22 protein-coding genes are annotated in these 22,032 nt (G+C 64.0%); 11 read left to right on the top strand and 11 right to left on the bottom strand.

Going from position 1 to position 22,032, the window contains the following annotated elements:
* The 4 genes from tauD to tauA are packed head-to-tail and all read right to left on the bottom strand — an operon-like array spanning position 1 to position 3,502.
* A complete protein-coding gene (tauD, locus tag F3J44_RS08330; RefSeq protein ID WP_167271659.1) occupies positions 1-834 on the bottom strand; it encodes a taurine dioxygenase in 834 nt (277 codons plus the stop codon).
* A gap of 47 nt (positions 835-881) precedes the next feature.
* Complete coding sequence (tauC, locus tag F3J44_RS08325; RefSeq protein ID WP_167271657.1) at positions 882-1,721, bottom strand: taurine ABC transporter permease TauC; 840 nt, start codon at positions 1,719-1,721, stop codon at positions 882-884.
* Positions 1,718-2,500 (bottom strand): taurine ABC transporter ATP-binding subunit, encoded by a 783-nt coding sequence (gene tauB, locus F3J44_RS08320; RefSeq protein WP_370526721.1) that lies wholly within the window; start codon positions 2,498-2,500, stop codon positions 1,718-1,720. The genes tauC and tauB overlap by 4 nt, the downstream gene beginning before the upstream one ends.
* A 30-nt stretch (positions 2,501-2,530) precedes the next feature.
* On the bottom strand, positions 2,531-3,502 hold the full coding sequence (tauA, locus tag F3J44_RS08315; protein ID WP_167271653.1) for a taurine ABC transporter substrate-binding protein: 972 nt from the start codon (positions 3,500-3,502) through the stop codon (positions 2,531-2,533).
* A 501-nt stretch (positions 3,503-4,003) separates the two neighbouring features.
* Here tauA and F3J44_RS08310 point away from each other — a divergent pair.
* The 7 genes from F3J44_RS08310 to F3J44_RS08280 all read left to right on the top strand — a co-directional run bounded on the left by F3J44_RS08310 (position 4,004) and on the right by F3J44_RS08280 (position 10,522).
* Positions 4,004-5,332 (top strand): OprD family porin, encoded by a 1,329-nt coding sequence (locus F3J44_RS08310; RefSeq protein WP_167062740.1) that lies wholly within the window; start codon positions 4,004-4,006, stop codon positions 5,330-5,332.
* A 163-nt stretch (positions 5,333-5,495) separates the two neighbouring features.
* Positions 5,496-6,134, top strand: a complete 639-nt coding sequence (locus F3J44_RS08305; RefSeq protein ID WP_016497546.1) for a peroxiredoxin — start codon at positions 5,496-5,498, stop codon at positions 6,132-6,134.
* Positions 6,135-6,468: 334 nt separating this feature from the next.
* Positions 6,469-7,434: a sulfonate ABC transporter substrate-binding protein gene (locus F3J44_RS08300; RefSeq protein ID WP_167062738.1), complete on the top strand. Its 966-nt coding sequence runs from the start codon at positions 6,469-6,471 to the stop codon at positions 7,432-7,434.
* Positions 7,435-7,493: 59 nt separating this feature from the next.
* Positions 7,494-8,642 (top strand): FMNH2-dependent alkanesulfonate monooxygenase, encoded by a 1,149-nt coding sequence (gene ssuD / locus F3J44_RS08295; RefSeq protein ID WP_167271651.1) that lies wholly within the window; start codon positions 7,494-7,496, stop codon positions 8,640-8,642.
* A 10-nt stretch (positions 8,643-8,652) separates the two neighbouring features.
* A complete protein-coding gene (gene ssuC, locus F3J44_RS08290) occupies positions 8,653-9,450 on the top strand; it encodes an aliphatic sulfonate ABC transporter permease SsuC (protein ID WP_159412850.1) in 798 nt (265 codons plus the stop codon).
* Positions 9,447-10,262 carry an aliphatic sulfonates ABC transporter ATP-binding protein gene (gene ssuB / locus F3J44_RS08285; RefSeq protein ID WP_370526371.1) on the top strand — a complete coding sequence of 272 codons (816 nt, stop codon included), beginning with the start codon at positions 9,447-9,449 and terminating at the stop codon, positions 10,260-10,262. Before ssuC ends, ssuB begins: the two co-directional genes overlap by 4 nt.
* 44 nt (positions 10,263-10,306) lie before the next feature.
* Positions 10,307-10,522: a molybdopterin-binding protein gene (locus F3J44_RS08280; protein WP_003255829.1), complete on the top strand. Its 216-nt coding sequence runs from the start codon at positions 10,307-10,309 to the stop codon at positions 10,520-10,522.
* Positions 10,523-10,676: 154 nt separating this feature from the next.
* Here F3J44_RS08280 and F3J44_RS08275 read toward each other — a convergent pair whose 3' ends face one another.
* From F3J44_RS08275 to F3J44_RS08260, 4 genes are all read right to left on the bottom strand, one after another.
* Positions 10,677-11,303, bottom strand: coding sequence for a TetR/AcrR family transcriptional regulator (locus F3J44_RS08275; protein WP_167271649.1), 627 nt, complete (start codon positions 11,301-11,303; stop codon positions 10,677-10,679).
* The gene (gene gshA / locus F3J44_RS08270; protein ID WP_205299761.1) at positions 11,303-12,880 is read right to left on the bottom strand and encodes a glutamate--cysteine ligase; all 1,578 of its coding nucleotides are present in this window, start codon (positions 12,878-12,880) and stop codon (positions 11,303-11,305) included. Before gshA ends, F3J44_RS08275 begins: the two co-directional genes overlap by 1 nt.
* Before the next feature lie 154 nt (positions 12,881-13,034).
* On the bottom strand, positions 13,035-13,418 hold the full coding sequence (locus F3J44_RS08265; protein ID WP_167062730.1) for a PaaI family thioesterase: 384 nt from the start codon (positions 13,416-13,418) through the stop codon (positions 13,035-13,037).
* The gene (locus F3J44_RS08260; RefSeq protein WP_167271647.1) at positions 13,418-15,742 is read right to left on the bottom strand and encodes a Tex family protein; all 2,325 of its coding nucleotides are present in this window, start codon (positions 15,740-15,742) and stop codon (positions 13,418-13,420) included. The genes F3J44_RS08265 and F3J44_RS08260 overlap by 1 nt, the downstream gene beginning before the upstream one ends.
* Before the next feature lie 217 nt (positions 15,743-15,959).
* Between F3J44_RS08260 and ompR the strand changes: the two genes are divergently transcribed.
* Both ompR and F3J44_RS08250 read left to right on the top strand, forming a co-directional pair.
* Positions 15,960-16,700: a two-component system response regulator OmpR gene (gene ompR / locus F3J44_RS08255; RefSeq protein ID WP_167062724.1), complete on the top strand. Its 741-nt coding sequence runs from the start codon at positions 15,960-15,962 to the stop codon at positions 16,698-16,700.
* A 13-nt stretch (positions 16,701-16,713) separates the two neighbouring features.
* Positions 16,714-18,027: an ATP-binding protein gene (locus F3J44_RS08250; protein WP_167271645.1), complete on the top strand. Its 1,314-nt coding sequence runs from the start codon at positions 16,714-16,716 to the stop codon at positions 18,025-18,027.
* A gap of 83 nt (positions 18,028-18,110) precedes the next feature.
* Here F3J44_RS08250 and rimK read toward each other — a convergent pair whose 3' ends face one another.
* Together rimK and F3J44_RS08240 are read right to left on the bottom strand one after the other, a co-directional pair.
* Complete coding sequence (gene rimK / locus F3J44_RS08245) at positions 18,111-19,016, bottom strand: 30S ribosomal protein S6--L-glutamate ligase (RefSeq protein ID WP_015268602.1); 906 nt, start codon at positions 19,014-19,016, stop codon at positions 18,111-18,113.
* Entirely contained in the window at positions 19,013-19,495 is a 483-nt protein-coding gene (locus F3J44_RS08240; RefSeq protein WP_167062718.1) for an ATP-dependent zinc protease, read from the bottom strand. Before F3J44_RS08240 ends, rimK begins: the two co-directional genes overlap by 4 nt.
* A 109-nt stretch (positions 19,496-19,604) precedes the next feature.
* On the opposite strand from F3J44_RS08240, the gene F3J44_RS08235 reads away from it, so the two are divergent.
* Positions 19,605-20,006, top strand: a complete 402-nt coding sequence (locus F3J44_RS08235) for an RNA-binding S4 domain-containing protein (RefSeq protein WP_167062715.1) — start codon at positions 19,605-19,607, stop codon at positions 20,004-20,006.
* A gap of 104 nt (positions 20,007-20,110) precedes the next feature.
* Here F3J44_RS08235 and F3J44_RS08230 read toward each other — a convergent pair whose 3' ends face one another.
* Complete coding sequence (locus F3J44_RS08230) at positions 20,111-20,905, bottom strand: phosphatase PAP2 family protein (protein ID WP_167271643.1); 795 nt, start codon at positions 20,903-20,905, stop codon at positions 20,111-20,113.
* A gap of 118 nt (positions 20,906-21,023) precedes the next feature.
* Here F3J44_RS08230 and hslO point away from each other — a divergent pair, with 118 nt between their 5' ends.
* Positions 21,024-21,923: an Hsp33 family molecular chaperone HslO gene (gene hslO / locus F3J44_RS08225; protein ID WP_167062709.1), complete on the top strand. Its 900-nt coding sequence runs from the start codon at positions 21,024-21,026 to the stop codon at positions 21,921-21,923.
* Positions 21,924-22,032 lie beyond the last annotated feature (109 nt).

The raw sequence follows: 22,032 nt of genomic DNA, 5'->3' as shown, positions 1-22,032 counted from the left end.
TCAGAAGGGTGCATCCCCAAGGATGGTCGCCCGGTGCATGACCCGCCGATTGGGCCGGTAGTCATCCACCGCAAAATGCTGGGTCACGCGGTTGTCCCAGAACGCCACGTCATTTTCCTGCCAACGCCAGCGAATGCTGAACTCCGGCCGCGTCGCGTGGGCGAACAGCAACTTGAGCAGCGCCTCGCTTTCCAGCTCGCTCAGTTCATTGATGCGCGTGGTGAACCCCTCATTGACGAACAACGCCTTGCGCCCGCTCACCGGGTGCGTGCGTACCACCGGGTGCGACAGCGGCGGGTTGTTGCGCCGGGTTGCTTCCCAGCGTGCCAGGTCTTCGGGCGTGGTGCCGAAGCGCTCCAGCGGGAACGACTTGGTGAAGTCGTGGGTGGCGGTGAGCCCGTCGAGCAGGCCCCGCAAAGGCGCCGACAAGGCCTCGAAGGCAGCGATGCCGCTGGCCCACAGGGTGTCGCCGCCAAAGGCTGGCAGTTGCTTGGCGCTGAGCACCGCGCCTAGCGCGGGGGTGGGCAGGAAGGTCACGTCGGTGTGCCAGACGGCATTGTCGCGCACGTCGGTCACCGCCGTGTCGAGGATCAGCACCTGGGGCGTTTCTGGCACGTTGGGGTAGATCGGGTGGATGTGCAGGTCGCCAAAGCGCGCGGCAAAGCGTGCCTGCTGCTCGGGCTCGATGGGCTGGTCACGGAAGAACAGCACCTGGTGCTGCAACAGCGCCTGCTCGATAGCGTCACGCTCGGCGGTGGTGATTTCGCCGCTGATGTCCACGCCACTGATCTGCGCGCCGAGCGCCGGGCTGAGGGGGGTGATGGTCAGGCTCATGTCGTTCTCTTCATCAGGCGCCAGTGTGCTGGCGTGGTCAGTCGTGTTCAGTGGCTCTGGCCATGCCAGGGCACCAGCTTGCGTTGCAGGGCACGCAGGCCCATCTCCAGGGCAAAGGCGATCAGGGCGATCAGCAGGATGCCCAGCACCACCACATCGGTAACCAGGAACTGCGCCGCCGACTGCACCATGAAGCCCAGGCCGCTGGTGGCGGCGATCAGCTCGGCGGCAACCAGGGTCGACCAGCCGACGCCCAGGCCAATGCGGATGCCGGTGAGGATGTCGGGCAGGGCGCTGGGCAGGATCACGTGGCGAATCAGCTGTGCCTTGCTCGCCCCCAGCGATTGCGCGGCGCGCAGCTTGGCCGGGTCGACGGTGCGCACGCCGGTGGCGGTGGCAATGGCGATGGGGGCGAAGATCGCCAGGTAGATCAGCAGCACCTTGGACAGCTCGCCAATGCCGCACCAGATGACGATCAGCGGCAGGTAGGCCAGCGGCGGAATTGGCCGGTAGAACTCGATCAGCGGGTCGAGGATGCCGCGGGCCACGCGGTTGTAGCCAATGGCGATGCCGACCGGGATGGCGGTCAGGGTGGCGGCGGCCAGGGCCAGGCCGATACGCCCAAGGCTGGCGCCCAGGTGCTGCCACAGGCTTGCGTCCATGTAGCCCTGGGTGAGCAGGGTCCAGCCCTTGGCCAGGATGTCGCCGGGTGAAGGCAGAAATAGCGGTTCGACCCAGCCGGCGGCCGTCACCAGCCACCAGGCCAGCAGCAGGCTGGCCAGGGTCAGGGTGCTGATCCAGCGGGTGGGCAAGGAACGGCGCACCTTGGCGGCGGGCCGGTGAGAGGTGGCTTGCTTGCCGGCAACCGGCAGGTTCAGGCTGTTCATGCTTGCTCCTGCAGGCTTTGGCGTTGGGCGAATACGCGGGCCAGTACGTGCTCGCGGGTTTCGATGAAGCGGGGGTCGGACTTGATTGCCCGGGCGGGTTCGCCGGCGGCATAGCGCTGGCCGAAGTCCAGTTGCAGGCGCTCGACCACGCGACCGGGGTTGGGTGCCAGCAGCACCAGCTCGCTGGCCAGGAACACCGCTTCCTCGATGTCGTGGGTAATCAGGAACACCGGCTTGGCGGTGCGTTGCCACACCTGCAGCAGCAGCTCCTGCATCTGTTCGCGGGTGAAGGCATCCAGGGCGCCGAAGGGTTCGTCCATCAGCAGCACCCGTGGGTCGGCCGCCAGCGCCCGGGCCAGGCCCACTCGCTGTTTCTGGCCGCCGGAGAGTTGCCAGATACGCCGCTCGGCAAAGCCTTCGAGGTCTACCAGGGCCAACATCTCGCGGGCCTTGGCCTCACGTTGGGCGCGTGGCACGCCGGCCAGCTCCAGGCCGAAGGCGACGTTGCCCAGCACGTTCTGCCAGGGCAGCAGGGCATCGTCCTGGAACACCACGCCCCGCTCGGCGCCGGGGCCGTGCACCGGGTTGCCGTCGAGGCTGATACGTCCGGCGCTGGGGGCGACGAACCCGGCGATCAGGTTCAGCAGCGAGGTCTTGCCGCTGCCCGATGGCCCGAGGGCCACCAGCAACTGGCGTGGGCCCAGGCTCAGGTTGATGTCGGCCAGCACCGGGGTGGCGGCGCCGGGGTACTGTGCGCTGATGCGCTCCAGCTCAAGCAAGGCCATGACAGGCTCCCTGGGTGATAAGCGTTAGTTGGGGATGTACTGGGCGCTGACGTAGGGCGCGTAGTCCGGCAGCACCGCGTCGACCTTGCCCTGTTGCTTGAGGAAGGTGGCCGTGTCGGTCAGCGCCTGGGTGGTGGGTGCGCCCAGTGCCTTGGCCTGGTCGGCGGCCAGTGGGTAGACGTTGCCCTGCAGCAGCACCGGAATGTCGGTTGGCTTGGCACCGGAAAGCTTGGCCAGCTTGGCCACGTTGTCTGGGTTGGCCAGCCAGGCTTGCGGGTCTTTGCGGTAGTCGGCGTAGGCGTCGAGGGTGACTTTGGCGAAGGCCTTGACCACCTCGGGGTGCTTGCTGGCGAAGTCCTTGCGCACGATCCAGGCGTCGAAGGTGGGCGCGCCTTGCTTGGCCAGGTCGCCGGAGGTAATCAGCACCTTGCCGTTTTCCTTGGCCACGCCCAGGGCTGGGTCCCACACATAGGTGGCGTCGATGTCGCCGCGCTTCCAGGCGGCGATGATCGCCGGTGGCGCGAGGTTGAGGATCTGCACCTTGGCCGGGTCGATGTTCCACTGTTTCAGCGCGGCCAGCAGGCTGTAGTGGCCGGTGGATACGAACGGCACGGCGACTTTCTTGCCGACCAGGTCCTGTGGGGTTTTGATGCTGTCGCGGGCCACCAGCGCTTCGCCGGCGCCGATCTGGGTGGCGATCAGGAAGGTTTCGACCGGCAGCTTGCGGGTAGCGGCGGCGGCCAGCGGGCTGGAGCCCAGGTAGCCGATCTGCACGTCGCCACTGGCCACGGCGGTGATCACATCGGCGCCATTGTCGAATTTGCGCCAGTCGATGCTGGCCTTGCTGGCTTTTTCATAGTCGCCATCTACTTGGGCGACCTTGGCCGGGTCGACGGTGGTCTGGTAGGCCACCGTCAGGTCGGCGGCCTGGGCCAGCCAGCTGGTGCTGGCGAGGGTCAGGGCGGCGAACAGGCGCAGCGGAGCATGCGGGATCATGGTTGAACCTCTCGTCAGGCAATGTGGGGATTGGATGAAGAGAGACTAAATGATCTAAGAATTCTAAAATAAATAACTTTTTTGCATTAGCTTAGGATGCAAAGCTGTTAGCGCAGGTCAGGATCAGGGAATGCCTGATGGCGGAAGCTGGAAGGGCTGCTAGTCTCTTTTCCCTCCCAAAGGGGCGCAATGGGGTAGTTGGTCGGCAAACGTTTGCAAATAACCTAAAGGTATGATTGCGAACTGCCGATACAACGTTTTGCAGTAAAGGTTCAGATGATATTCCGTAAAAATCTTAGGATTTCACAAAACGGTCATTTTGGATTTATAGGATTGTCATTATCCTGTAGCGCAGGAGTGTCTTAGACCAAAGTCGAGAAACGTTTGGAAATGATTGACTAAACGGTCACGGTTTTGGGCTAAATCGCCCATCCACGGTGAGCGGGGCAAAAGATCCCGCCGCCAGAGATACACAAGAATTAGAACGTAGAGGAGCAAAACATGTACAAGTCCAGCCTGGCTCTGGCCGTGGCACTGGGGGTTATCGCCCAATCTGCAGGCGCTGCCGGTTTCGTTGAAGACAGCAAACTGTCGCTCAGCTCGCGCACCATGTATTTCAACAACGACAACCGTGAAGGCGGCGCCGACAACCGTGAATCGGGTCAGGGCTTCAAGCTCGACTACATCTCCGGTTTCACTGAAGGCACCGTAGGCTTCGGCGTCGACGCCCAGGCCCTGTGGGGTATTCACCTGGATGGCGGCCGCGGCAAGCACCCAGACAACAGCAGCTTCTTCCCAAGCGATTCCGACGGCTCGGCTGTCGGCCAGTGGGCGCGCGTAGGCGCCAACGCCAAGGCTCGCTTCTCCAAGACCGAAGTTCACTTCGGTAGCGCCCTGGCGCCGAACCTGCCGATCCTGGTTTCCAACGACGGTCGTCTGCTGCCGCAAACCTTCGAGGGTGGCACCATCCAGTCGAAGGAAATCGACAACCTGACCATCAACGCCGGTCAGCTGACCCACGCCATGGGCCGTGCGTCGAGCAACCGTACTGGCCTGTCGGTCGCTGGCGCGACTGCAGACAGCAACAAGTTCCGCTACGGCGGCCTGGACTACAAGCTCACTCCAGACCTGACCCTGCAGTACTACTACTCGAACCTGGAAGACTTCTACAAGCAGCACTTCCTGGGCGCCACCCACGTCTTCAAGATTGCTGACAACCAGTCGTTCAAGACCGACCTGCGCTACTTCGACAGCAGCAGCGATGGCAACAACGGCCACGGCGGCGGCTTCAACTTCAGCAACAACGGTGGCTACGCCAAGAACACCGGCAAGGTCGACAACAAGACCTGGTCTGCCATGTTCACCTACACCCTGGGTGGCCATGCGCTGATGCTGGGTCGCCAGCAAGTCAGCGACGACGGTGCTTTCGTCTGGCTGAACCAAGGCAACGTGGTTGACGGCAACGGTCGCAACGAAGGCGCTGGCGGTTCCAGCTTCTACCTGTTCACCGACAGCATGATCAACCAGTTCGCCCGTGCTGGCGAGAACACCAACTTCGGCCAGTACTCGTATGACTTCGCCTCGCTGGGTGTTCCAGGCCTGAAGGCCTCGGTTGCCTACCTGCGCGGTGACGACATTCGTTACAAGAGCGGCCACGGCACCTACAACGAGTGGGAACGTGACGCCCGCGTCGACTACACCATCCAGGAAGGCACCCTCAAAGGCCTGGGCTTCAGCCTGCGCCAGGGCGTGTTCCGTGGTACTGGCGAAGCTAGCGCCGACCAGGACCAGACTCGCTTCATCGTGAACTACACTTACAGCTTCCTGTAAGCCGTAGCCACACAGAAAGCCTCGCCTAGTGCGAGGCTTTTTTGTGCCTGCGATTTGGTATGCGCAATGGTTATAAATAAATCATTATTTATTCTTTTTGTTTTTAATCGGATGCAGGCACATTGAACCCATACGGTCAGCACACAGCACAGGAGCCGCACCCATGAGCCTCAAACTCGGCGACATCGCCCCCGATTTCGAACAGGATTCCAGCGAAGGCAAAATCCGCTTTCACGAGTGGCTGGGTAACAGTTGGGGCGTGCTGTTCTCCCACCCGGCCGACTTTACCCCGGTGTGCACCACCGAGCTGGGCCTGACCGCCAAGCTCAAGGACGATTTCGCCAAGCGCGGGGTCAAGGCCATCGCCCTGTCGGTTGACCCGGTCGACTCGCACCACAAGTGGATCGAGGACATCAACGAAACCCAGAACACCGTGGTCAACTTCCCGATCATCGCCGACGCCGACCGCAAGGTGTCCGACCTGTACGACCTGATTCACCCCAACGCCAGCGACACCCTGACGGTGCGCTCGCTGTTCGTCATCGACCCGAACAAGAAGGTGCGCCTGACCATTACCTATCCGGCCAGTACCGGGCGCAACTTCAACGAAATCCTGCGGGTGATCGACTCGCTGCAACTCACCGACAACCACAAGGTGGCCACGCCAGGTAACTGGCAGGACGGCGACGAGGTGGTGATCGTGCCTTCGCTCAAGGACGAAGAGGAGATCAAGCAGCGCTTCCCGAAAGGTTACCGGGCGGTGAAACCTTACCTGCGGCTGACCCCGCAACCTAACCGTTGATGAATTCCTCGTTGCATTGCTCTTAGCCATAGCAGGGATATTCGGGCCGTTTCGACGGCCCTTTTTTATGCCTGTGGGTTTTGTCATGCCTGGTAGGAGCGAGCGCAGCTCGCGATGCGCGCGCGCGGCGCCTGGCGAATTAAATAGGCTTTAATGGAATAAACAAATGAAAAAATATGATTTCTAGATATATAAACAGGCTGGTAATGTTCTTCAACCGAACACCCAGCAGCGCCGATACCACTAACCGGCACTGCCTTCGCTCCACCACCTTACTCGCCCGTCAACGAGGCAAGCAGGTGCAACCCGAACCCCATCGCATCAGGAGAGCGCCATGCGCACAGTCTTCTTGCGTCGAGGTCTGGTCGCCCTGTTTGCGGCGGCTGTCTCCTTCGGCGCCATCACCCAAGCCCAGGCAGAAAGCCTGCGCATCGGTTACCAGAAATACGGCACCCTGGTGCTGCTCAAGGCCAAGGGCACGCTGGAGAAGCGCCTGGCCGAGCAGGGCGTGCAGGTGCAGTGGACCGAGTTCCCCGGTGGCCCGCAACTGCTCGAAGGCCTGAACGTTGGCTCCATCGACTTTGGCGTCACCGGCGAAACCCCGCCTGTGTTTGCCCAGGCAGCCGGTGCCGACCTGCTCTACGTGGCCTACGAGCCGCCCGCCCCGCACAGCGAAGCCATCCTCGTGCCCAAGGGCTCGCCGATTCAGTCGGTGAAGGAGCTCAAAGGCAAGAAAGTCGCCCTCAACAAAGGCTCCAACGTCCATTACCTGCTGGTTCGCGCCCTGGAAGACGCAGGCCTCAAGTACAGCGACATCCAGCCTGTGTACCTGCCACCTGCCGATGCCCGCGCCGCCTTCGAGCGTGGCAGCGTCGACGCCTGGGTGATCTGGGACCCGTACCAGGCGGCTGCCGAACAGCAACTGCAGGTCCGCACCCTGCGTGACGGCAAGGGCCTGGTCGACAACCACCAGTTCTACCTCGCCACCCGCAACTACGCCACCCAGCACCCGGCGGTGATCAGCACCCTGATCGACGAAGTGCGCGCTGTTGGCGAGTGGTCCCAGGCCAACCCGCAGGAAGTTACCCAGCAGGTAGCGCCGCTGCTCGGCCTGCCCGCCGACATCACCCTGACCTCGGTGAAACGCCAGGGCTACGGCGCTGCGCCGCTGACCCCGCAGGTGATCGCCGCGCAACAGAAGATTGCCGACACCTTCCAGGCGCTCAAGCTGATTCCCAAGCCGCTGAGCATCAAGGACGTGATCTGGACACCCCCTGCCAAGGTCGCCAGCGCGCCTTGACTGATTCGCCTGCGCCGGGGCACCGCCCCGGCTGAGCCACCCTTGAGGAGACAACTCCAATGAGCCTTAACATTTTCTGGTTCCTCCCCACCCACGGTGACGGCAAGTACCTGGGCACTTCCGACGGCGCCCGTGCAGTCGACCACGGCTACCTGCAGCAAATCGCCCAGGCCGCCGACCGCCTTGGCTTTGGCGGCGTGCTGATCCCCACCGGGCGCTCCTGCGAGGACTCCTGGCTGGTGGCGGCCTCGCTGATTCCGGTTACCCAACGCCTGAAATTCCTGGTTGCCCTGCGCCCTGGCATCATTTCGCCAACCGTGGCCGCACGCCAGGCCGCAACCCTCGACCGCCTGTCCAACGGCCGTGCGCTGTTCAACCTGGTGACCGGTGGCGACCCGGACGAACTGGCCGGTGATGGCCTGCACCTGAACCACCAGGAGCGTTACGAAGCCTCGGTGGAGTTCACCCGCATCTGGCGCAAGGTGCTTGAAGGCGAAACGGTCGACTACGACGGCAAGCACCTTCAGGTGAAAGGCGCCAAGCTGCTCTACCCACCGATCCAGCAACCACGCCCGCCGCTGTACTTCGGTGGCTCGTCCGAGGCCGCCCAGGACCTGGCCGCCGAGCAGGTGGAGCTTTACCTGACCTGGGGCGAGCCGCCAAGCGCGGTTGCCGAGAAAATCGCCCAGGTGCGCGAGAAAGCCGCCGCACAAGGCCGCGAAGTGCGCTTTGGCATCCGCCTGCACGTGATCGTGCGGGAAACCAACGACGAAGCCTGGGCGGCTGCCGACAAGCTGATCTCGCACCTGGACGACGACACCATCGCCCGTGCCCAGGCCTCGCTGGCGCGCTTCGACTCGGTGGGCCAGCAGCGCATGGCGGCCCTGCACAACGGTAACCGCGACAAGCTGGAAGTCAGCCCCAACCTGTGGGCCGGGGTTGGCCTGGTACGTGGCGGCGCCGGTACCGCGCTTGTTGGCGACGGCCCCACCGTGGCGGCCCGGGTCAAGGAATACGCGGCGCTTGGCATCGACACCTTCATCTTCTCCGGCTACCCGCACCTGGAAGAGTCGTACCGCGTGGCCGAGCTGCTGTTCCCGCACCTGGACGTGCAGCGCCCGGAGCAGCCCAAGGCCGGGGGCTATGTAAGCCCGTTCGGTGAAATGGTCGCTAACGACATCCTGCCCAAGTCCGTCGCACAGAGCTGAGGGCCGGACCATGAGTCGTGCAACTTCCACAACCCTGAGCCAGCGCCTGGCGCCCTGGGCGCTGCCGGTCCTGCTGCTGGCCGCCTGGCAACTGGCGGTCAGCGCCGGCTGGCTGTCGACGCGCATCCTGCCGGCACCCAGCGCGGTGGTCAGCGCCGGTGTCGAGCTGGTGCGCAGCGGCGAGATCTGGACCCACCTGGCCATCAGTGGCTGGCGCGCCGGGCTGGGCTTCGTCATTGGCGGCAGCATTGGCCTGGTACTGGGCTTTATCACCGGCCTGTCGAACTGGGGCGAACGCCTGCTCGACAGCTCGGTGCAGATGATTCGCAACGTGCCGCATCTGGCGCTGATTCCGCTGGTGATCCTGTGGTTCGGTATCGACGAGTCGGCGAAGATTTTCCTGGTCGCCCTTGGCACGTTGTTCCCGATCTACCTGAACACCTACCACGGCATCCGCAACGTCGACCCGGCGCTGGTGGAAATGGCCCGCAGCTATGGCCTGTCCGGCTTCGGCCTGTTCCGCCAGGTGATCCTGCCTGGGGCACTGCCGTCGATTCTGGTGGGCGTGCGCTTTGCCCTGGGCTTCATGTGGCTGACCCTGATCGTCGCTGAAACCATCTCGGCCAATGCCGGCATCGGTTACCTGGCAATGAACGCCCGTGAGTTCCTGCAAACCGACGTGGTGGTGTTGGCCATCGTCCTGTACGCCGTGCTCGGCAAGCTTGCCGACCTGGCAGCCCGCGGCCTGGAACGGGTGTGGCTGCGCTGGCACCCGGCTTACCAGGTTGCCAAGAAGGAGGGCGCATGATGACCGTGCTCAAGGAACAACCCCCGCGCCTGTTGCGTGGCATTCCACTGGCCAGCAACGGCCTGCGCAAGGCTTTTGGCCAGCGCGAAGTGCTCAAGGGCATCGACCTGCACATTCCGGCTGGCCAGTTCGTCGCCATCGTTGGCCGCAGCGGCTGTGGCAAGAGCACCTTGCTGCGCCTGCTGGCCGGGCTCGACCAGCCTACCGCCGGTGAATTGCTGGCCGGCGCCGCACCGCTGGCCGATGCCCGCGAGGAAACCCGGTTGATGTTCCAGGACGCGCGCCTGCTGCCCTGGAAGAAGGTCATCGACAACGTCGGCCTGGGCCTGCGTGGTGACTGGCAGCAACGGGCGCTGGATGCCCTGGAGGCGGTAGGCCTGGCCGACCGCGCCAACGAATGGCCGGCGGCCTTGTCCGGTGGCCAGAAGCAGCGTGTGGCCCTGGCCCGTGCACTGATCCACCAGCCGCGCTTGTTGCTGCTGGACGAACCGCTGGGCGCGCTGGATGCGCTGACCCGCATCGAGATGCAGCAACTGATCGAACGCCTGTGGCGTCAGCATGGCTTCACCGTGCTGCTGGTGACCCACGACGTCAACGAGGCGGTAGCCGTCGCTGACCGGGTGATCCTGATCGAGGACGGCGAAGTTGGCCTGGACCTCAACGTCGACCTGGCCCGGCCCAGGGCGCGTGGTTCGCACCGCCTGGCCGCGCTGGAAAGCGAAGTGCTCAACCGTGTGCTGTCGGTACCGGGCATCGCGCCCGAACCGGACCCTGTAGCCCCTTTGCCCACGCAGCTGCGTTGGGCGCACTGAATCACTCACTTACCCGACTGAAGCCATAGAAAAGGAAACAAGCCATGACCATCAAAGCGATCAACGTGCGCAACCAGTTCAAAGGCACCGTGAAGGAAATCCTCGAAGGGCCAGTGCTGTCGGAAATCGACGTGCAGACGGCCTCCGGCATCGTCACCTCGGTGATTACCACCCGCTCGGTACGCGAGCTGGAGCTGCAGGTGGGCAGCGAGGTGATTGCCTTTGTGAAATCGACTGAAGTGTCTATTGCCAAGCTGTGATTGGCACCGCTGCGCGGCCCTTCGGGTGTAGGAGCGAGCATAGCTCGCGATGGGGCGCGCAGCGGCCCCAGGGTTTCAGCTTCGCGGCTGATCACGCCGGGGCTGCTTTGCAGCCCATTCGCGAGCTGCGCTCGCTCCTACAGTGAAGGGCCGCTCAGCGCTTGGCCAGAAACGGCGGCAAATAAAGCCCCAGATACGCCTCGAACACCCGCTTGCCTTCCTCGGCCATGCGCGGTGTGATCGCCTCGTGCAACTGCACCGAGCGCGCATACACCCGGTCGCTCAATTCCATCGCCAGGGCGAACACGTCCACGTCGGCCGGCATCACCGGCAGGTGGAAGTGCTGGTCGAACAGCTGGTGCATCAGCACGCCCAGCTCCATGTCGTGCTGGCGGTCGGCTTGCACCACTTCGCTCAGCCCGTGCTGGGCCAGAATCAGCTGCCGTGCGGCAGCGTCTTCATTGTAGATGTCCAGCATGCGTTGCTCGATCACGCGCGACAGCGCGTGCCAGCTGGCAAACCCACTGCTGTCGATCGGCGCGCCCAAGGCTTCGCGAAACGCCCGATGCACATCCGCGGTCAACGCCTCCAGCAAGGCCGGCACGCTGGCGAAGAAGTGATACACCGACGATGGCGGGATCTGCGCCCGCTCGGCCACGCTGTAGATCGACAGCGCCGCCACCCCCTGGCCCGCCAACAGCTCGCGGGCCGCGGCCAGGATCGCGTCGATCCTGGCCTGGCTGCTGGCCCGTGGCCGGCGCGGGGAGGGGCTGCGGTTCATCAGTTGCTGATCGCCAGGATACTGGCCTGGTAGGCACCGACGAACAGGTCGAAGTCGCCGACTTCTTCCTGCTCAAGCTGCGACTGCTTGGCCAGCGACTCGCGGGCGAGGGTTTCGAAATGCTGTTGCTGCTCGGCGGACAACGGCTGTTCGCGGAACGTTTCGGCGTGCAGGCGGCTCTGGCGCAGGGAGAACTGGATAAAGCTCTCGTCGTGCTCGGTCATGCGTGCCAGCACCTGGGCCGACGGGGTCAGCGACGGGTCATCGACCTTGGCCTGCTGGGTCGCCAGGGCCTTGGCGTGCTCTTCGCCGCCCTGGGCGCGGTCGAGCAGTTCAGCCAACTGGCCAATGCGGCCGATCAGTTCGCTGGCCCATTCGCCCAGGCCCACTGGCTGGCCGTCGCGGTGCAGTTGCAGGCCCGGACGGCGGCCTTCCTTGACCACGGTGAGGAAGTTGCTGGTGCACTGGCCGCATTCGCCGTTGTCCAGCTGCGGGCTGTCTTCCAGGGCGCAGAACAGCAGGAAGGCGTCGAGGAAGCGCGCCTCGGTCAGGTCGATGCCCACCGGCAGGAACGGGTTGATGTCCAGGCAGCGCACTTCCACGTACTGCACGCCGCGCGACGTCAGGGCCTGGATTGGCCGCTCGCCGGTGTAGGTGACGCGCTTGGGGCGGATATTCGAGTAGTACTCGTTCTCGATCTGCAGGATGTTGGTGTTCAGCTGCACCCACTCGCCGTCCACGTGCGTACCCACCTCGACATAGGGCGGGTAGGGCGTGCCCACCGCCTTGCGCAGGCTGTCGGTGTAGCTGGCGAGGTTGTTGTAGCACGGCGTCAGGCCGGCCTGGGCATTGCTCTGGTAGCCCAGGTCGCTCATGCGCAGGCTGGTGGCGTAGGGCAGGTAGAGGGTTTCGCCGTCGAGCTCTTCGAGCTGGTGCGGGCGGCCTCGCAAAAAGCCTTTGTCCAGGGCCGGCGAGGCACCGAACAGGTACATCAGCAGCCAGCTGTAGCGGCGGAAGTTGCGAATCAGCGCAATGTACGCCGACGACTGGTAGTCGCGGTCGCTTTCCTGGCTGCCTTCGGCTTCGCGCAGCAGGGGCCACAGCGCTTCGGGCAGCGAGAAGTTGTAATGGATGCCGGCAATGCACTGCATGGTGCGGCCGTAACGCAGGGCCAGGCCCTTGCGGTACACATGCTTGAGCTTGCCGATGTTCGAGCTGCCGTACTCGGCGATCGGGATGTCTTCCTCGGCCGGCAGCGCACAAGGCATCGACGGGCTCCACAGGTATTCGCCAGCGAGCTTGCCGTAGACGAAGCGGTGGGTCTGTTCGAGGCTTTCGAGCACCTTGGCCGGGTCTGCCAGGGCTGGAGTGATGAACTCCAGCAGCGACTCGGAATAATCGGTGGTGATTTGCTCGTTGGTCAGCGCCGACCCCAAGGCCTCGGGGTGTGGCGTCTGCGCCAGGCGACCTTCATCGGTTACGCGCAGGCATTCGCGCTCAATACCGTGCAGGCACTGCTTGAGCAGGGGAAGATTGGCGCCGAGCAGGCTCAGGCGGCGGTTGAGGAGGTCGCTCAAGATGTATTCCTTCACGCGTCAGTCGCCCCAATATGGGGGTAGAGATGACGGTCTACAAGGGTAGGAAGAAAGGAACTGGCGTTGTCGCCTGGTTTACGCGGTTCCGGCAGTGCCAGCGCACTGCCGAAAAATACCGCAGATACCCCTTGGTGAGCTAGAGAACCGCGAAGGTTCCTTGCGCTTTGGCCACCAGTTTGTCGCCTTGGACTACGTCGGCGTCGACCACCAGGGTGCGGCGCCCGGCGTGCAGCACACGCGCCGTGCACAGCACCTCGCCGTCACTGACGGCGCGCAGGTAGTTGATCTTGCATTCGATGGTCACGCTCTGCTGGTCGAAGCCATGGCTGGCCGAGCAGGCCAGGCCCATGGCAATGTCCACCAGGCTGAAGATCGCCCCGCCGTGCAGCTTCTGGCCACGGTTGCGCAGCTGCGGCTCAAGCGCCAGGGCCACCTCGGCAACGCCGGTATCCAGGCGTTGCACGCGGCAGCCCAGCAACTGGCTGTAGGCGCTCTGGACCAAGTCCTTGGGGATCTCCATCACTTCTTCTTCAGCTGCTTGGCGTTGGCGAACAGGGCGGCCATGGCGTTGTTGGCCGGGGCTGCGGTGGCGGTTTCACGCGGGCGCGGCGCCTGCTGCTGGCGGTTGCCGCCGTTGCCACGGTTGCCGCCGCGGTTGCCTTCGACTTTCTCGCCCGGGGTGTCGCTCATGCGCATGGACAGGCCGACACGCTTGCGCGGGATGTCCACTTCCATGACCTTCACTTTCACCACGTCACCGGCCTTCACCGCTTCGCGTGGGTCCTTGACGAACTTCTCCGACAGCGCGGAGATGTGCACCAGGCCGTCCTGATGCACGCCGATGTCGACGAAGGCGCCGAAGTTGGTCACGTTGGTGACCACGCCTTCGAGGATCATGCCGGGCTCCAGGTCCTTGAGGTCTTCGACGCCCTCCTGGAAGGTGGCGGTCTTGAACTCCGGGCGCGGGTCGCGGCCGGGCTTGTCCAGTTCCTGGAGAATGTCGGTGACGGTTGGCAGGCCGAAGGTTTCGTCGGTGAACTTCTTCGGGTCCAGGCGCTTGAGGAAGCCGCTGTCGCCGATCAGCGAGCGGATGTCACGCTCGGTGCCAGCGGCAATGCGCTGCACCAGCGGGTAGGCCTCAGGGTGCACGGCGGAGGCATCGAGCGGGTTGTCGCCATTCATCACGCGCAGGAAGCCGGCGGCCTGCTCGAAGGTTTTCTCGCCCAGGCGGCTGACCTTTTTCAGCGCCGCACGGGTGGCGAACGGGCCATTGGCGTCACGGTGGGCAACGATGTTCTGCGCCAGGGTGGCGTTGAGGCCGGAGATGCGCGTCAGCAGTGCCACGGACGCGGTGTTGACGTCGACGCCCACGGCGTTCACGCAGTCCTCGACCACGGCGTCCAGGCCACGGGCCAGCTTGATCTGCGACACGTCATGCTGGTACTGGCCGACACCGATGGATTTCGGGTCGATCTTCACCAGTTCCGCCAGCGGGTCCTGCAGGCGGCGGGCGATGGACACGGCGCCACGGATCGACACGTCGAGGTCGGGGAATTCCCGGGCCGCCAGCTCGGAGGCGGAGTACACCGAGGCGCCGGCCTCGGACACCATGATCTTGGTGATTTTCAGGGCAGGGTACTTTTTCACCAGCTCGGCCACCAGCTTGTCGCTTTCACGGCTGGCGGTGCCGTTGCCGATGGCGATCAGCTCCACCGAGTGCTTGGCGCACAGCGCGGCCATGATGGAAATCGTGCGGTCCCAGTCGTTTTTCGGTGCGTGCGGGTAGACCGTGGTGTAGTCCAGCAGCTTGCCGGTGGCATCGACCACGGCGATCTTGCAGCCGGTGCGCAGGCCTGGGTCGAAGCCCAGGGTCGCGCGCGGGCCTGCCGGGGCGGCCAGCAGCAGGTCGTGCAGGTTGTGGGCGAAGACGTTGATCGCCTCGCCTTCGGCGTTGTCGCGCAGCTCGCCGAACAGGTCTGTTTCCAGGTGGGTGTAGAGCTTGACCTTCCAGGTCCAGCGCACCACCTCGCCCAGCCATTTGTCGGCCGGGCGGCTGCGGTTTTCGATGCCGACATGGGTGCCGATCATCAGCTCGCAGGGGTGCAGGGTGCCTGGCAGTTCTTCACCCACCTTCAGCGATGCGCTCAGCACGCCTTCGTTGCGCCCGCGGAAAATGGCCAGGGCGCGGTGCGACGGGGCGCTGCGCAGCAGTTCGTCATGGGCGAAGTAGTCGCGGAACTTGGCGCCTTCCTCTTCCTTGCCGGCCACCACGCGGGCGCTGAGCACCGCTTCCTGCTTGAGGAAGCCGCGCAGCTTGTCGAGCAGGGCGGCGTCTTCGGCGAAGCGCTCCATGAGGATGTACTTGGCGCCTTCCAGGGCGGCCTTGACGTCGGCCACGCCTCTTTCGGCGTCGACGAAGCGCGCCGCTTCGCTTTCCGGGGCCAGGTTCGGGTCGTTGAACAGGCCGTCGGCCAGTGCGCCAAGGCCGGCTTCCAGGGCGATCTGGCCCTTGGTGCGGCGCTTTTGCTTGTACGGCAGGTAAAGGTCTTCGAGGCGGGTCTTGGTGTCGGCCAGCTTGATCTCGCGGGCCAGCTCCGGGGTCAGCTTGCCTTGTTCCTCGATGCTGGAAAGGATGCTGGCGCGGCGTTCGTCGAGTTCGCGCAGGTAACGCAGGCGCTCTTCCAGGTGGCGCAGCTGGGTGTCGTCGAGGCTACCGGTGACTTCCTTGCGGTAACGGGCGATGAAGGGCACGGTCGAGCCTTCGTCCAACAGGCCTACGGCCGCCTCGACCTGCTGGGGGCGTACGCCCAGTTCCTCGGCGATTCGGCTGTTGATGCTGTCCATGAGTACCACCTGACATGTCTGAATACGGGGGTCGCCGGCCGGCCGTTCGCCTGCTGGCGCTGGATGAAAGCGGCGCATTATACCCATCGTGAACCGCTTGCGGTGATGGCGCCCGGCCAGCCGGAAGTGGCGCCCGGGGAAAAATCTGCTAACAATGCTCACGGCACGCGCGGCATTGGCTACGCCATAATGCGCGGCGATATCAGAGGAGTTATTCATGACCGGCACCGCAAACACCGCAGAAGGTGACAAGATTCTCATCGTCGACGACGATCCGGGGCTCAGCAGCCTGCTGGAGCGTTTCTTCGCCAGCAAGGGCTACCGCGCCCGCGCGGTGCCCAACACCGAACAGATGGACCGCCTGCTGCAGCGCGAAGTGTTCAACCTGGTGGTGCTCGACCTGATGCTGCCCGGCGAAGACGGCCTGTCCGCCTGCCGCCGCCTGCGCCAGTCGAACAACCAGATCCCGATCATCATGCTGACCGCCAAGGGCGACGAGCTGAGCCGTATCAAGGGCCTGGAGCTGGGCGCCGACGATTACCTGGGCAAGCCGTTCAACCCCGACGAGCTGATGGCGCGGGTCAAGGCCGTGCTGCGCCGCCAGGCGCCGAGCGTGCCGGGCGCGCCGGGCAGCGAGGACGAAACGGTCACCTTCGGTGATTACGAGCTGTCGCTGGCCACCCGCGAACTCAAGCGTGGCAATGAAGTGCACATGCTGACCACCGGCGAGTTCGCCGTGCTCAAGGCGCTGGTGATGCACGCCCGCGAGCCGCTGACCCGCGACAAGCTGATGAACCTGGCCCGTGGCCGCGAGTGGGATGCACTGGAGCGCTCCATCGACGTGCAGGTGTCGCGCCTGCGCCGCATGATCGAACCGGACCCGTCCAAGCCGCGCTACATCCAGACGGTATGGGGCGTGGGCTACGTGTTCGTGCCAGACGGAAACGCCGGCAAATGATGCTTCGCCGTCGATGAAAACACCGCTGTGGTTCCCGCAAAGTTTCTTTGCCCGCACCCTGTGGCTGGTGCTGATCGTTGTCCTGTTCTCCAAGGCACTGACCTTGGTCTACCTGCTGATGAACGAGGACGTGCTGGTCGATCGGCAGTACAGCCACGGCGTGGCACTGACCCTGCGCGCCTATTGGGCGGCGGATGAAGAAAACCGTGACAAGATCGCCGAGGCGGCCGGGCTGATCCGCGTCACCGGTTCCGGCGTGCCGGAGGGGGAGCAGCACTGGCCGTACAGCGAAATCTACCAGCGCCAGATGCAGGCCGAGCTGGGTGAGAACACCGAGGTGCGCCTGCGCATCCATGCGCCACCGGCGCTGTGGGTCAATGCCCCGAGCCTTGGCCCTGGCTGGTTGAAGGTGCCGCTGTACCCGCACCCGCTGCGTGGGCAGAAAATCTGGAACGTGCTGGGCTGGTTCCTGGCCATCGGCCTGTTGTCCACGGCGTCGGCGTGGATTTTCGTGCGCCAGCTGAACCAACCGCTCAAACGCCTGGTGTTCGCCGCCCGGCAAGTGGGCCAGGGGCGCAGCGTGCGCCTGCCGATCAGCGATACGCCCAGCGAGATGGCCGAGGTGTACCGCTCGTTCAACCAGATGGCCGAGGACGTCGAGCAGGCTGGGCGCGAGCGCGAGCTGATGCTGGCGGGGGTTTCCCATGACCTGCGCACGCCGCTTACCCGGCTGCGGCTGTCGTTGTCGTTGCTCGACAGCGACAGTGAGCTGAGCGACGACATGGTGCGCGACATCGAGGACATGGACGCGATTCTCGACCAGTTCCTGGCGTTCATTCGCGATGGCCGGGACGAGCCGGTGGAGGAGATCGATTTCGCCGAACTGGTGCGCGAAGTGGTGGCGCCGTACAACCAGCCGGAAGAACGGGTGCGCTTGTGCCTGGAGCCGATTCCGCCGTTCCCGCTGCGCCGGGTGTCGCTCAAGCGCATGCTGGGCAACCTGATTGGCAATGCCCTGCACCATGCGGGCAAGGGCGTGGAGGTTGCGGCCTATGTGTCTGGCGACGAGAGCGCGCCCTACGTGGTGCTCAGCGTGCTCGACCGTGGCACCGGTATCGACGAGTCGGAGCTGGAAACCATCTTCAACCCGTTCATCCGTGGTGACCGTGCCCGCGGCGGCAAGGGGACTGGGCTTGGGTTGGCGATCGTCAAGCGCATTGCTGCGCAGCATGGCGGCATCGTGGAATTGCGCAACCGTTCCGGTGGCGGGATCGAGGCGCGGGTCAAGTTGCCGTTGGGGTTGTTGTTGCCGCGTAATGCGGTGTGAGGTTTTGAGCCTTATCGCGAGCTGCGCTCGCTCCTACAGGGCCGTGAAGGCTTGGTAGGAGCGAGTGCAGCTCGCGATGCATTTCAGCCCTTGCCCTTGGTCCGGGTCTGATTCGGCCCGCCATTTTTCTCCAGGTGCTCGATAATCATGCCGGCCACGTTCTTGCCGGTGGTCACCTCGATGCCCTCCAGCCCAGGCGAGGAGTTCACCTCCATCACCAAGGGCCCATGGTTGGAGCGCAGGATATCCACACCCGCCACGCTCAAGCCCATCACCTTGGCCGCACGAATGGCTGTCATGCGCTCCTCGGGGGTGATCTTGATCAGGCTGGCCACGCCGCCTCGGTGCAGGTTGGAGCGAAACTCCCCAGGCTTGGCCTGGCGTTTCATCGAGGCAATCACCTTGTCGCCGACGACGAAGCAGCGAATGTCCGCGCCGCCGGCTTCCTTGATGTACTCCTGCACCATGATGTTCTGCTTCAACCCCATGAACGCCTCGATCACCGACTCGGCGGCCTTGGTGGTTTCGCACAGCACCACACCGATGCCCTGGGTGCCTTCGAGCACCTTGATCACCAGTGGGGCGCCATTGACCATCTGGATCAGGTCGGGGATGTCGTCCGGTGAGTGGGCAAAGCCGGTGATCGGCAGGCCGATGCCGCGCCGCGACAGCAATTGCAGCGAGCGCAGCTTGTCGCGCGAGCGGGCGATGGCCACCGACTCGTTGAGCGGGTACACGCCCATCATCTCGAACTGGCGCAGCACCGCGCAGCCATAGAAGGTGACCGAGGCGCCGATGCGCGGGATCACCGCATCGAAGCCTTCCAGCGGTTTGCCGCGGTAGTGGATCTGCGGCTTGTGGCTGGCAATGTTCATGTAGGCACGCAAGGTGTCGATCACCACCATTTCGTGGCCCCGCTGGGTGCCGGCTTCGACCAGGCGGCGGGTGGAATACAGACGCGGATTACGCGACAGCACAGCGATCTTCATGCAGCACCTGTGACAGGAGATAGGGTGGCCGGATAGGCCGGTTTGTCTTGTACGTACTTCACGCCAGGGTTCACCACCAGCTGGCCCTGGATAAGCGCCTTGGAGCCCAGCAGCAGGCGGTAGCGCATGTTCTTGCGGCAGGCGAGGGTGAACTCGACCTCCCACACGGCATCGCCCAGGGCCAGCGACGTGCGGATCACGTAGCGGGTCTGCGCGTGGCCATTGGAGCTTTTGATGGTTTTCATGGTGACCAGCGGCGCTTCGCAGCGGCGGTGGCGCAACTGCACCACTGACCCCAGGTGCGCGGTGAACCGCACCCAGGGCTGGCCGTCGCGCTCGAACGGTTCCACCTCGGTGGCATGCAGGCTGGAGGTGCTGGCGCCGGTGTCGATCTTGGCGCGCAGGCCCGCCACGCCGAGGTCGGGCAGGGCTACCCACTCACGCAGGCCAATCACTGTCAGATGGTCAAATTTCTTCACGAAGCACACCCTGCGGATAAGGTGGTGAACTGTAAGCACGACGGGGACTTTTTGCATCCGTTAGTGAAGGTAGTACAGTTCGATGAAAGACAGAATTCGAGGAAACGCCATGGCACAAAAAGCCGAGGACGACGACAAGGTACGCCTGGACAAGTGGCTGTGGGCGGCGCGCTTCTACAAGACCCGCGCATTGGCCAAGGCCGCCATCGAGAGTGGCAAGGTGCATTGCAGGGGGGAGCGCTGCAAGCCGGGCAAGGAGCCGCGGGTGGGCGATGAATTCGTGCTGCGCACCGGGTTCGACGAGCGCACCGTGGTGGTCAGGGCATTATCGGTGGTGCGGCGTGGGGCGCCAGAGGCGCAGACGTTGTATGAGGAAACCGAGGACAGCGTGCGCCGCCGCGAACAGGCGGCCGAGTTGCGCAAGGCGGGGGCGATGGGGGTAACGACCGATGGTCGGCCGACCAAGAAACAGCGGCGGCAGATTCACCTGCTGCATGGGAGTTTTGAGTGATGAGGGCCGCTTTGCGGCCCATCGCGACCTCCGGTCGCTCCTACAGGGAATCGTGTTGGTAGGAGCGACCAAAGGTCGCGATGGGCCGCAAAGCGGCCCCAAGTTCACCGAATGACGGCCAACCGCCGAACCACCGGCACCTTGCGGGCAATCGCAAACAACGGCGCCGTCCAGCGCAGCAGCAGGGCACTGCCCTTGGCCGCAAGCGGCGTATGGCAGCTCCAGCCCAGTGCCAGCACCGCCATCAGCAAGCCACCGATATAGTCATCCTGCCCCCAGTGCGCACCGGCCACCAGGCGCGGCATCATGAACAGGAAGGCCAGTGCCCAGGTCACCAGGTGCTGCACCAGGCGGCGCCTGAACAGGCTCATGAACAGCGCCCAGATCAGCAGCACCGAGGCGTGGTCGCCCGGGAAACTGTTGCTGGAGCGGTCCTTGAGTTCCCAGGCTTTTTCCAGGTTCGGGTAGTAGCTGCTCAGGTGCACCACGTTGTCGAACACCATCGATGGGCTGTCATGTTGCCAACCCATTGCATCCACCCACTTGGAAAACAGTGCGCGAATCACCACTAATAGAATCAGCGTGACGAGAAAGCCGAAGAAGGCCTCGCGAACCTGGTTGGCCTTGAACACCCAGTTGCCGCGGATCAGCACGGTCAGCAGGATCAGGCCGACGACGATATCGAAGGGGCGCAGGCTGCCAACGGTCCAGATGTAGCGCCAGGCGGTGTTGTCAGCCAGGGGCGCATTGAGGCTGTGGAACAGCCATTCGTCGAAAGTCAGGCACAGGATCTGGCCAATAGGCCATAACCAGAAACACAGTAGAGCGATGGGTAGCAGCGTACAGGCTGCCAGTGGCCCCCAAGACCACCTTGCTTGGAACAGTGGTCGATTGTCCATAAAATACCTCTATTGCAAACAGATATCGGAGCACCTTGTGGGTGCTCTACCAGGGGATTTCGCCGTTCTGGATATCCCTTGTAACCATTTTGTCATCATTTTCAGATAGCCAAAACCTATGAGCGATTTGCCTGATACCGATTTCACCCAACGTTTCATCTTCGACGAGCGCGATGTGCGCGGCGAGTGGGTGTCGCTCGATGACAGCTACGCCGCGGTGCTGGCGCGTCACCCTTACCCGCAGCCGGTGCAGACCTTGCTCGGCGAGCTGATGGCCGCCACGGCCTTGCTGGTGGGCGCGCTGAAGTTCGACGGCCTGCTGATTCTGCAGGCGCGCTCGGCAGGGCCGATTCCACTGCTGATGGTCGAATGCTCGGGCGAGCGCGATATCCGCGGCATGGCCCGCTACGAAGCCGACCAGATCCAGGCCGATGCCACCCTGGGGCAACTGATGCCCGACGGCCACCTGACCCTGACCATCGACCCGGTCAAGGGTCAGCGCTACCAGGGCACCGTCGACCTGGATGGTGCCAACCTGTCGGAATGCTTCACCAACTACTTCGTCCAGTCGCAGCAGCTGAACACCCGTTTCTGGCTCAACGCCGCCGAGGGCAAGGCCCGTGGCCTGCTGCTGCAGCAGTTGCCACGCGATCGCCAGCCTGACGATGAAGAACGCGAAGACAGCTGGCAGCACGTGATCGCCCTGGCCAAGACCCTCAAGCCCGAGGAGTGGGCCGAAGGCAACGAAACCCTGCTGCACCGCCTGTACCATGAGGATGCCGTGCGCCTGTTCGACATCCAGCCGCTGCGCTTCAACTGCAGCTGCTCGCGGGAGCGTTCCGGCAATGCGCTGGTCAGCCTGGGCGAGCACGACGCCAAGGCGCTGGTGGAAGAATGCGGTGGCAAGGTAGAGATCGATTGCCAGTTCTGCAACGAGCGCTATTTCTTCGATGCCAGCGATGTGGCGCAACTGTTTGCCGGTGGTGGCACGGAAGCGGCGTCAGAAACTCGCCACTGAAACGTTTAAGTTCAGGTGAATCTCCTGTCGAATTGCGCAAAAGCGCAGTTCTGACAGGAGGGGCCTACTTTTTTTGGGCGTTTCTGGCATAATCCGGCCACTTTTTTCG

Source organism: Pantoea sp. Tr-811 (assembly GCF_011752535.1).
Classification (GTDB): Bacteria; Pseudomonadota; Gammaproteobacteria; order Pseudomonadales; family Pseudomonadaceae; genus Aquipseudomonas.
The sequence above is the reverse complement of the archived record's forward strand: the minus strand, read 5'-3'. Positions and strand labels throughout refer to the sequence as shown.

Excerpts from the sequence above, each read along its gene's own strand:
- F3J44_RS08260 (WP_167271647.1), bottom strand. The coding sequence starts at position 15,742 with ATGGACAGCATCAACAGCCGAATCGCCGAGGAACTGGGCGTACGCCCC.
- ssuB (WP_370526371.1), top strand. The coding sequence starts at position 9,447 with ATGATGACCGTGCTCAAGGAACAACCCCCGCGCCTGTTGCGTGGCATT.
- rimK (WP_015268602.1), bottom strand. The coding sequence starts at position 19,016 with ATGAAGATCGCTGTGCTGTCGCGTAATCCGCGTCTGTATTCCACCCGC.
- F3J44_RS08275 (WP_167271649.1), bottom strand. The coding sequence starts at position 11,303 with ATGAACCGCAGCCCCTCCCCGCGCCGGCCACGGGCCAGCAGCCAGGCC.
- ssuC (WP_159412850.1), top strand. The coding sequence starts at position 8,653 with ATGAGTCGTGCAACTTCCACAACCCTGAGCCAGCGCCTGGCGCCCTGG.
- ssuD (WP_167271651.1), top strand. The coding sequence starts at position 7,494 with ATGAGCCTTAACATTTTCTGGTTCCTCCCCACCCACGGTGACGGCAAG.
- F3J44_RS08305 (WP_016497546.1), top strand. The coding sequence starts at position 5,496 with ATGAGCCTCAAACTCGGCGACATCGCCCCCGATTTCGAACAGGATTCC.
- F3J44_RS08235 (WP_167062715.1), top strand. The coding sequence starts at position 19,605 with ATGGCACAAAAAGCCGAGGACGACGACAAGGTACGCCTGGACAAGTGG.
- F3J44_RS08280 (WP_003255829.1), top strand. The coding sequence starts at position 10,307 with ATGACCATCAAAGCGATCAACGTGCGCAACCAGTTCAAAGGCACCGTG.
- F3J44_RS08310 (WP_167062740.1), top strand. The coding sequence starts at position 4,004 with ATGTACAAGTCCAGCCTGGCTCTGGCCGTGGCACTGGGGGTTATCGCC.
- tauA (WP_167271653.1), bottom strand. The coding sequence starts at position 3,502 with ATGATCCCGCATGCTCCGCTGCGCCTGTTCGCCGCCCTGACCCTCGCC.
- F3J44_RS08250 (WP_167271645.1), top strand. The coding sequence starts at position 16,714 with ATGAAAACACCGCTGTGGTTCCCGCAAAGTTTCTTTGCCCGCACCCTG.
- F3J44_RS08230 (WP_167271643.1), bottom strand. The coding sequence starts at position 20,905 with ATGGACAATCGACCACTGTTCCAAGCAAGGTGGTCTTGGGGGCCACTG.
- tauD (WP_167271659.1), bottom strand. The coding sequence starts at position 834 with ATGAGCCTGACCATCACCCCCCTCAGCCCGGCGCTCGGCGCGCAGATC.
- ompR (WP_167062724.1), top strand. The coding sequence starts at position 15,960 with ATGACCGGCACCGCAAACACCGCAGAAGGTGACAAGATTCTCATCGTC.
- tauC (WP_167271657.1), bottom strand. The coding sequence starts at position 1,721 with ATGAACAGCCTGAACCTGCCGGTTGCCGGCAAGCAAGCCACCTCTCAC.
- hslO (WP_167062709.1), top strand. The coding sequence starts at position 21,024 with ATGAGCGATTTGCCTGATACCGATTTCACCCAACGTTTCATCTTCGAC.
- F3J44_RS08300 (WP_167062738.1), top strand. The coding sequence starts at position 6,469 with ATGCGCACAGTCTTCTTGCGTCGAGGTCTGGTCGCCCTGTTTGCGGCG.
- F3J44_RS08265 (WP_167062730.1), bottom strand. The coding sequence starts at position 13,418 with ATGGAGATCCCCAAGGACTTGGTCCAGAGCGCCTACAGCCAGTTGCTG.